Raw genomic sequence first — 9806 nt, forward strand, 5'->3', positions numbered from 1 at the left:
CCGCATGGCGCGGTTCCATGCCGCACCGACTTCGACGGTGCCGGCAATATGCGGTGCCGATTTCAGCGCGAGCCGGTTCGCTGCCGACAGGTCTTCGCCCATCTTGAAGATCGGCTGGCCGTGCCAATGGCCGCTCGGCAGATAGGTCTGATCGGCCCGCGACCAGGTCGAGACCAGCCGCACCGAAACATTCGGATTGGCGGCGAAGAACAGGTCGGACAAGTCCTTGGCTGCGGCAATGTGCCGCGCCGGATCGCCGGGTCGTTCGCGGTCGAGCGTCGAATAGCCCTGCAGCAGCACCACATCCCACGGCGCCGCCAGCACCGCACGGCGGCTTTCGAGGTGGAATGCGAGGTCCTTGCCCGGCGAAGTCTCAAGGCTGACGGTCCAGTCGAGCCCGGCTTCGTCGGCAAAGGTCTTGAACAACGCGGGAACCCCGCCGATCCCTTCCCCGTTGAGGTCGTTCACTCGCTCGGGGTGATACCGCATGACCGGCGATCCGGCCCCGAAGGTAAAGCTGTTGCCGACGAACAGGATCGTTCGGGCCTGCGCCGGCAGGGCAGCAAGCAGTGCCAGGCAGGCAGCGACAAGTGCGGCCCGCCCGCGCATCCCTTTCAGCCCAGCGCCTCGGCGATCAGCTTGCGGGTGTTGGCGATGCCGTAGAGCGCGATGAAGCTGCCCATGCGCGGCCCCTGCGAGGAACCCAGCAGGGTCTCGTATAGCGCCTTGAACCAGTCGCGCAGGGTTTCGAAACCGTAATGCGGGTCCTTGCCGATCTCGTAGACGATGTTCTGCAATTCCTCGGCCGTGGCATCGTCGGACGTAGCGGCCAGTTCCTCGTCCAGCGCGGCCAGGGCGGCAGCCTCGTTCGCTTCGGGCTTGCGCCGATGCAGCGTCGGGGCGATCAGGTCGCGGTTATAGGCCAGCGCACGCTCTACCAGCACGTCGAGTGCCGGGTGCTTGGCCGGATCGGCATCGTCGACATAGTTCGCCAGATACGACCACACCTGATCGCGCGTGGCATGGGGGCCCAGCACGCCAACCAGATTGAGCAGCAAGCCATAGGTGACCGGCAGGCTCTCCCCAGCCCCGCCCTGATCGCCGCTGGCGCGCAGCAGGTGCCACACCGGGTTGCCGAGCTGCTGCTCGATCGGCTGCGCGGCCAGCTTTTCGCGGAACTGCCAGTATTCGTCGACCGCGCGCGGGATGATGCCGAGGTGCAGGCTCTTGGCGCTCTTGGGTTCGCGGAACAGGTAGAAGCCGAGGCTTTCCTCGCTGCCATAGGTCAGCCACTGTTCGATGGTCAGGCCGTTGCCCTTGGACTTGGAGATCTTTTCCCCGTTCTCGTCGAGGAACAGTTCATAGATCAGGCCTTCGGGCGCCCGTCCGCCGAGCGCGCGGGCAATCTTGCCGCTTTCGCGCACAGAATCGGTCAGGTCCTTGCCGCACATTTCATAGTCGACGCCCAGCGCCACCCAGCGCATCGCCCAGTCGACCTTCCACTGCAGCTTCGACTGGCCACCGAGGATGCAATGCTCGATGGTTTCGCCGTGGTCCTCAAAGCGGACGATCCCGGCATCGGCATCGACCACCTCGATCGGCACCTGCAACACCTGGCCGGTCTTGGGGCTGACCGGCAGGACCGGCGAGTAGGTCGCCGCGCGCTCGGCGCGGAGGGTCGGCAGCATGATGTCCATGATCGCCTGGTAATTGCGCAGGACGTTCTTCAGCGCCGCGTCGAACGCGCCCGAATTGTAGCGGTCCGAGGCCGAGACGAATTCATATTCGAACCCGAAGCGATCGAGGAATTCGCGCAGCATCGCGTTGTTGTGATGCGCAAAGCTTTCGTACTTGCCGAACGGATCGGGGATGCGGGTCAGCGGGTGGCCGATATGGGCGGCCAGCAGCCCCTGGTTGGGTACATTGTCGGGCACCTTGCGCAGCCCGTCCATGTCGTCCGAAAAAGCCACCAGCCGCGTCGGCGCGCCGCCCGTGAGCACCTCATAGGCGCGGCGCACCAGCGTGGTGCGCAGCACTTCCTGGAAAGTGCCGATATGCGGCAGGCCCGAAGGGCCATAGCCCGTTTCGAACAGCACCGGCACCAACTGCCCATCGGGGCCGCGTTTGCCATCCGGATACCGCTTCACGATCTTGCGGGCTTCCTCGAAGGGCCAGGCCTTGGAAACGTTGGCGGCAGCGATGAGATCGGTATCGGTCATGGTCCGCGCGCCTTCGCGCAAGTGCGCCATTTTCGCAAGCGCGAACTGGCATAAGCGCTCTGGCCAAGCCGCGCCCAGCCAGCCTATCGTCTCCGGCGGCGAGAGGAGACATGATAATGCGATTCCTGAAATTGGCCGGGCTTGCCGGGGCACTGGCGGTGACCGCGACCGGCGCGAGCCTGGCCGCGCGGGCACCTGCACGGCCGGTGGCGACAATCTGGCACGGCGGCACGATCATCACGATGGACGGCGACACGCCGCAGACGGTCGAGGCCGTGGTGGAGCGCGGTGGCAAGATCGAATATGTCGGCTCGGAGCGGCAGGCACGCAAATTGGCGGGACGCGGAGCCGCGGATCACGACCTCCACGGCGCCACGATGCTGCCCGGCTTCATCGACGCCCATTCGCACTTCGCCGTCGCCTTGCAGAGCGCGAGCGGTCTCGACCTTTCGGACTCCGAACAGGCCCAGTTCAAGGACGTTCCAAGCCTGATTGGCGCGATCAAGGCCTTTGTGGCGCGCCGCGCCATTCCGGCGGGCGGCTGGGTGATCGTCTGGCAATACGATCAGGACGACCTGGCCGAACATCGCCACGTCACCCGCAAGGAACTCGACGCGGCCTTCCCGGATCGCAAGGTGGTGCTGCTCCACGTCTCGCTGCACGGCATGGTGGTCAACAGCGCCGCGCTGGCCGCATTCGGAATCGACGAGGCAACGCCGGTCCCTCCAGGCGGGATCATGCCCAAGGACGGCGAAGGCAAGCTGAGCGGACTGCTGTTCGAGCAGGCGATGTACCTCGCGATGCCGAAACTGCCCCAGCCGACCGAGCAAGAAAAGCTGGCCGCGATCGACGCCGCGCAGCAGCGCTATATGCGCACTGGCTATACCCATGCACAGGACGGCGCGACCCAGCCGGCCGACCTTGCCTTCCTGACCAGTCCCGCCGCGCGCGAGCGGCTCAAGATCGACCTAGCGCTGTTGCCCTTTTACTCAAACCTGCCCGCGCTCCTGAAGCAGAAAGACCCCGGTTTCGGGCGCTATCAGGGCCATGTGAAGCTGCAGGGTGTGAAGTTCGTGCTCGATGGCTCGCCCCAGGCCCGCACCGCCTATTTCACGCGCGACTATGCCAATGGCTCGCCCGATGGCCACCATCCCTGGCACGGCCAACCGGTGATGGACGAAGCCAAATTCCAGGCGATGGCCAAGCAGGTCAACGATCGCGGCTGGCAGCTGTTCGTCCATGCCAACGGCGATGCGGCGATCGACATGGCGATCCGCGGCTTCGATGCACTGGGCATCAAGGCCGCCGACAATCGCCGCCCGATCGTGATCCATTCGCAGTTCATGCGGCCCGATCAGCTTGCGGCCTATGCCCGGATCGGCGTGGGGCCGGCGTTCTTTTCAAACCACACCTATTATTGGGCCGACGTTCACCGCAGCAATTTCCCGGCCGATTTCGTTGCCTTCATCAGCCCGTTCAAGGCCGCCCGCGCGGCGGGGCTGATCCCGTCTAACCACTCGGATTTTCCGGTCACCGCGCTCGACACCATGACCATGCTGTGGACCTCGATGGCACGCACATCGATGACCGGGGTGGTAAGCGGAGCGGATCAGCAATTGTCGGCCTATGAAGGGCTGCAAGCCCTGACCACGGGGCCGGCCTGGCAGATCTTCGAGGAAAACCGCAAGGGCCGGCTGCATGCCGGACTGCTGGCGGACTTCGTGGTGCTGGACCGCAACCCGCTCACCACACCGCTGGATCAGATCAGGGGCATCAAGGTGATCGAAACGGTCAAGGAAGGCCAGACAGTCTGGCACCGCTGAACACCTGAAACGCAATAGGCCGCCCTGCCTTGCGACAGGGCAGCCCACTTGCCCCCAAGCTTGCGCTGCCGCTTACTTCAGCAGCGAAAGGACGTTCTGCTGGCTCTGGTTGGCCTGGGCGATCATCGCGGTCGAAGCCTGCGAGAGGATCTGGGCCTTGGCCATGGCCGTGGTTTCGGCCGAGTAGTCGGCATCTTCGATCCGCGAACGCGCATCCGACAGGTTGGTGGCGTTGCTGGTCAGGTTGTTGACCACCGATTCAAGCCGGTTCTGGCCCGCACCAAGACCCGAACGGCTGGCGCTGACATCGGCCAGCGCGAGGTCGACGTTGTCGATCGTGGTAGAGGACAGCGCGGCAGTCGTCACGTCGAGCGCGGTGGCCGAAATGTTGGTGCCGTCGATCGCGCTCGAGGTCAGCGTCACGGTATCGCCGTTTTCAGCGCCGACCTGGATGTCGAAGGTCACGTCGGTGCCGGCCGTGGTCGAAAACAGCGCGTTGCCGTTGAACTTGGTGTTGCCGAGCACGTCGCCGATCTGTTCAGTCAGCGCGGTCACTTCCGACTGCATATAGGTGCGGTCCGAGGCCTGATAGGTGCCCGAGGCGCCCTGCACGGCGAGTTCGCGCACGCGCTGCAGCATGTTGGCCACTTCCGAGAGCGCGCCGTCGGCGGTCTGGGCGAGGCTGATGCCGTCGTTGGCGTTGCGGATACCCTGGTTCATGCCGCGCACCTGCGAGGTCATGGTCGTGGCAATGGCGAGGCCCGCCGCGTCGTCCTTGGCGCCGGTAATGCGCTTGCCGCTCGAGAGGTGCTCCATCGCGGTGCCAAGCATCTTGGCTGCCGAGTTCGAGGCGTTGGCGGCCTTGATCGCGCTGATGTTCGTGTTGATGACTGCCATGTTCGGTTCCCTTCAAAAGCGGCTCCGGGAATGGCGTGTCACCCGTTGCCGTTGCTGAAAGTAAGACCGTCAGGACGCGGGAAAATTTAAATCCGAATGGTTAACGCAGCGAGAATTTTCAGATTAAAACGCTGTATTTTATATATTAAAATTCGAACCGCAACACTCACTCCTCCCGCAGGATCAGCGCTGCGCCGGGCTTGTGGGCGCGGATTTCCTCTTTGCTGAGGCCGCAGATCTCGTGCGGGAAGACCAACCAGTCCTCGGTTTCGTGCACGTAGAAGTGCGGGGTCAGCTTGGTGCGGTTGCGGCTGGGCTTGTAATAGACCGTGGCGATCCGCACCTCGCGCGGCATGTTGTAGCGGCAGCGCGCGGCAAGTTCTGACAGGAAGGCATCGATGGACCGGCCGGAATCGAACACGTCGTCGATCACCAGCAAGCGGTCATCGGGGCCAAGGTTATCAATCAGGTAGCCAAGCGAATAGACCCGCACTTCGCGCTGCTCGTCGATCCCGGTATAGCTTGAGGTGCGGATCGCGATGTGATCGGCCGCGATGCCGTTGTATTCGAGCAGTTCCTGCACCGCGATCCCCACCGGCGCGCCGCCGCGCCAGATGCCGACGATGTGGGTCGGCTGGAACCCGCTGTCGATGATCCGGTTGGCAAGCCGGTAGCTGTCTTCAAGCAGGCGGTCGGCGGTGAGGTAGGTCTTGGGGATCATTGCCCCGCCTCCGCAACCACGCGGTCGATTTCGGCAAGGTGCGCGGCAATGGCATCCGCGGGCAGAAACGAACCGGTAAAGCTGTTCCTTGCCAGTTCAATGATCTCTCCAGCAGAAAGGCCCAGCGCCCCGGCCACCGCGCGGAAGTTATCGTTGATGTAGCCGCCGAAATAAGCCGGATCATCGGCATTGACCGTGGCCTTGAGGCCCTGTTCCAGCATCCGCTTCACCGGACTTTGCGCCATGTCGCCGATCACGCAGAGCCGCAGGTTCGAGAGCGGGCAGACCGTCAGCGTCAGACCTTCCGCGGCGATCCGCGCGGTCAGGGCCGGATCTTCCAGCGCGCGGTTGCCGTGATCGATCCGCTCCACCTTGAGCAGGTCGAGCGCCTGATAGACATATTCGGGCGGGCCTTCCTCACCGGCATGGGCCACCACGTGAAGACCCAGATCGCGCGCCTTGGCAAAGACGCGCGCAAACTTGGCGGGCGGATGGCCGACCTCCGAGGAATCGAGGCCCACCCCGTCGATCCGATCCAGGTGCGGCAGGGCTTGGTCCAGCGTTGCGAAAGCCTCATCCTCGCTCAGGTGGCGCAGGAAGCACATGATCAGGCGGTGGCTGATCCCCAGCCGCGCCGCGCCGTCTGCCAGTGCGCGGGTGATCCCGCCCAGCACGGTTTCAAAGGCCACGCCGCGCTCCGTATGGCCCTGCGGATCGAAGAAAATCTCGACATGGCGCACGCTGTCTGCCGCCGCACGTTCGAGATAGGCCCAAGTCAGGTCGTAGAAGTCCTGCTCGGTGATCAGCACCGACATCCCCTGATAATAGATATCGAGGAAGTCCTGCAGGTTCGAGAACGAGTAGGCCGCGCGCACATCCTCGGCCGAGGCAAACGGGATGTTCACCCCGTTGCGCGCCGCCAGCGCAAACAGCATCTCGGGCTCGAGCGATCCTTCGATATGCAGGTGCAGTTCGGCCTTCGGCAGCCGGGCGATGAGGGAATCGATAGACGAGCTGAGCATCTCCGCAGGCTGAACCCGCGCCGGCCGTCGGTCAATTGCAGTGTGGTCAACTGTCGGCGCGGCCTTGCCCTGCGTTCGGCTTTCGTTCTAACGCTCGATCATGGTCCCGGAACCGCCTTCGCCCCTGCCCCTGCCCGCGCTGCACGCCAGCCACGGCGGGTGCTGGCTGCGCGACGGACACGGCAACACGCGGGGCGTATCCAAGGGCGATGCGATCGTCGCCGCCGCCGATACGCCGCTCTTGCTGCTCAATGCGCCGCTGGTGGCGACGCGGCTCGGCTATCCCGATCTGTCGGGGCTCGATCTGCTCGAACTGTTCGCCTTCGTCCACCCCGCGCAGTTCGTGGTGCCGACACCCAAGGGGTTGGCCCATGCGCTCGGCCTTGACGAGCCGGCGGATGACGGCGCCGTCCCGCAGTTGCTGCAACGCGCCGCCGAGGCGCTGCTGGCCCGGTGCGAAGCGGCCGACTGGGCCGAGCGCGAAGGGGCGTGGAGCGCGCTGCAAAACCTCGTCAGGCTACGCTGGCCGTGGGCGCCGCTGCTGACCGCCCGGCTGCGCGCACCCGAGCGGGCCGAGCGCTGGCTGTTCGCGCGCCTGCCCGAATGGGAGGAAGCGCCCGAGCGGCCCCAGCCGGCGCAGGTCAAGCTCGATCCCGTGGCAGTGCTCGCCCGGCTTCAGCAGCTGACCGGCGAAGGCGCCGAAAGCCGCCCGACCCAACAAGCCTATGCCACCGAGGCCGCCCACGCGTTTGCCCCGCGCGGGCGCGAAGGCACGCCGCACCTCCTGCTGGCGCAGGCCGGTACGGGGATCGGCAAGACGCTGGGCTACCTCGCCCCGGCCTCGCTCTGGTCCGAACAATCGGGTGGGACAGTCTGGGTCAGCACCTATACCAAGGCGCTGCAACGCCAGCTGCGCCGCGAAAGCCGCCGGGCCTGGCCAGAAACCGGCAACGGGCGCCGCGCCGATGGCTCGCGCCCCGTGGTGGTGCGCAAAGGGCGCGAGAATTACCTCTGCCTGCTCAACCTCGAAGACGCTCTGCAGGGCGGGTTCAACGGCCGCGCGGCAGTGATGGCCCAACTGGTCGCGCGCTGGGCCGCCTATAGCCAGGACGGCGACATGATCGGCGGCGACCTGCCGGGCTGGCTCGGCACGCTGTTCCGCCAGCGCGGGATCGCGGCACTGACCGACCGGCGCGGCGAATGCGTCTATGCCGGGTGTCCGCACTACCGCAAATGCTTCATCGAGCGCGCCAGCCGCGCCAGCGCGCAGGCCGACCTGGTAATCGGCAACCACGCGCTGGTGATGGTCAACGCCGCGAGGGAACGCGACGCCGCACAGCGTCCGACCCGGATCGTGTTCGATGAAGGCCACCACGTGTTCGAAGCGGCGGATTCGACCTTTGCCGCGGCCCTGACCGGCAGCGAGACAATCGAGCTGCGGCGCTGGGTGATTGGCCCGGAACGCGGCTCCAAGGGGCGGCGGCGCGGCCTTTCCGCGCGGCTCGCCGATGTCGCCAGCTATGACGAGGCCGGGGGCAAGGCGATTGCGGCGGCACGCCATGCGGCGGAAGCCTTGCCTGGCGACGGCTGGCTGCAACGGCTGGTCGAGAACGCTCCCTCCGGCCCGCTGGAAGAACTGCTCGCGGCAGTGCGCGCCACGGTTTACGCGCGCGACGAAAGCGGCGGACAGGAAGCGGGCTATGGGCTGGAGACCGAAGCCGCCCAGCTCGACGGTGCCTTTATCGAACGCGCCGGGGCCGCGCAGGAGGCGCTGGCCGAGTTGCGCACCCCGCTGATCCGGCTCGGCGTGCGGCTTGAAGCCTTGCTGGCCGAACCGCCCGACTGGCTCGACGGCCCGGGCCGCGCCCGGATCGAAGGCGCGCGCCATTCGCTCGCCTGGCGAATTGACCTGCTGGCCGCGTGGGAAGCCCTGCTGTCGCGGATGGGCGGCCCGGCCGATCCCGAATTCGTCGACTGGCTGGCGGTTGAACGCGGCGACGCGCGCGAATTCGATGTCGGCATCCACCGCCGCTGGCTCGATCCGATGAAGCCGTTTGCCCGCACCGTGCTGGAACCGGCGCATGGGGTGATGCTCACTTCGGCCACGCTGAAGGATGGGAACGACTGGGACAGCGCCATCGCTCGCAGCGGCGCGCCGCACCTTGGGCTTGCCCCGCGCCTGTCCAGCTTTGACAGCCCGTTCGACTATGCGGGCCAGGCCGAAGTGCTGATCGTGACCGACGTACCCAAAGGCGACGTTGCGGCGCTGGCGGCTGCCTATGGCCGCCTGATCGAGGCGTCGGGCGGCGGCGCGCTCGGCCTGTTTACCGCGATCCGGCGGCTGCGCGCGGTGCATGGGCGGATTGCCGACCGGCTCGCGCGCGGGGGGCTGCCGCTTTATGCCCAGCACGTCGATCCGATCGACACCGGCACGCTGGTCGACATTTTCCGCGACGATCCGCGCTCGTCGCTGCTTGGCACCGATGCCTTGCGCGACGGGGTGGACGTTCCCGGCCATTCGCTGCGGCTGGTGGTGATGGAGCAGGTGCCTTGGCCAAAGCCCTCGATCCTGCACCGCGCGCGGCGGCTGGCAGGCGGCGGCAGCGCCTATGACGATCACATCATCCGCGCGCGGCTGGCGCAAGCCTTTGGCCGCCTGATCCGCAGCCGCGACGACCACGGCCACTTCGTGGTCCTGTCCGCAGCCTTTCCCAGCCGGTTGCTCTCCGCCTTCCCGACAGGCACGCCTGTCACCAGATTGACGCTGGACGAGGCTTTACAACGGGTCGGTGCCAGTGTTTTTGAGAGCACCGTCAAAACCGAGATTCACAGGTAACGTCCTCCCGATGAAATTGCTGGGCCTGTTCCGCCACGCCAAGTCCGACTGGCAAGATCCGCGCGCGCGCGATTTCGACCGGCCGCTCAATGCGCGCGGGCGCAAGGGTGCCGAAGTGATGGGGCACCATATCCGCGAACACGGCGTGCGCTGGGACCTGGTGCTGGCTTCGCCGGCAATCCGCTGCGCCGAGACGATCGAGATTGCCAGCCAGGCCGCCGCAGCCCCGATTGCGATCAATTGGGACCGCCGGATCTATCTGGCCAGCAGCGCCACCCTGGCCGACCT

General features: G+C 66.1%; 8 protein-coding genes. 3 read left to right on the plus strand and 5 right to left on the minus strand.

Translation table 11 applies throughout. The annotated features are described in order from the left end of the window. A partial coding sequence (locus ACE3SN_RS14735; protein ID WP_374531256.1) for a PEP-CTERM sorting domain-containing protein occupies positions 1-609 on the minus strand: 609 nt, incomplete at its 3' end. A 5-nt stretch (positions 610-614) separates the two neighbouring features. Beyond that, positions 615-2219: a lysine--tRNA ligase gene (locus ACE3SN_RS14740; protein WP_374531258.1), complete on the minus strand. Its 1605-nt coding sequence runs from the start codon at positions 2217-2219 to the stop codon at positions 615-617. Between the two features lie 116 nt (positions 2220-2335). On the opposite strand from ACE3SN_RS14740, the gene ACE3SN_RS14745 reads away from it, so the two are divergent. Next, on the plus strand, positions 2336-4042 hold the full coding sequence (locus tag ACE3SN_RS14745; protein WP_374531259.1) for an amidohydrolase: 1707 nt from the start codon (positions 2336-2338) through the stop codon (positions 4040-4042). 72 nt (positions 4043-4114) lie between these two features. Here ACE3SN_RS14745 and ACE3SN_RS14750 read toward each other — a convergent pair whose 3' ends face one another. The 3 genes from ACE3SN_RS14750 to ACE3SN_RS14760 all read right to left on the minus strand — a co-directional run bounded on the left by ACE3SN_RS14750 (position 4115) and on the right by ACE3SN_RS14760 (position 6682). Then, positions 4115-4939, minus strand: coding sequence for a flagellin (locus tag ACE3SN_RS14750; protein WP_374531261.1), 825 nt, complete (start codon positions 4937-4939; stop codon positions 4115-4117). Positions 4940-5105: 166 nt separating this feature from the next. Then, on the minus strand, positions 5106-5660 hold the full coding sequence (locus ACE3SN_RS14755; protein ID WP_374531263.1) for a phosphoribosyltransferase: 555 nt from the start codon (positions 5658-5660) through the stop codon (positions 5106-5108). Beyond that, positions 5657-6682 carry an adenosine deaminase gene (locus ACE3SN_RS14760; RefSeq protein WP_374531265.1) on the minus strand — a complete coding sequence of 342 codons (1026 nt, stop codon included), beginning with the start codon at positions 6680-6682 and terminating at the stop codon, positions 5657-5659. Before ACE3SN_RS14760 ends, ACE3SN_RS14755 begins: the two co-directional genes overlap by 4 nt. A 100-nt stretch (positions 6683-6782) precedes the next feature. Here ACE3SN_RS14760 and ACE3SN_RS14765 point away from each other — a divergent pair, with 100 nt between their 5' ends. Next, positions 6783-9518 (plus strand): ATP-dependent DNA helicase, encoded by a 2736-nt coding sequence (locus tag ACE3SN_RS14765; protein WP_374531267.1) that lies wholly within the window; start codon positions 6783-6785, stop codon positions 9516-9518. Between the two features lie 10 nt (positions 9519-9528). After that, positions 9529-9806, plus strand: a 278-nt coding sequence (locus tag ACE3SN_RS14770) for a histidine phosphatase family protein (RefSeq protein ID WP_374531269.1), incomplete at its 3' end; no start/stop codon positions are given.

Source organism: Novosphingobium sp., from assembly GCF_041915465.1.
Classification (GTDB): Bacteria; Pseudomonadota; Alphaproteobacteria; order Sphingomonadales; family Sphingomonadaceae; genus Novosphingobium.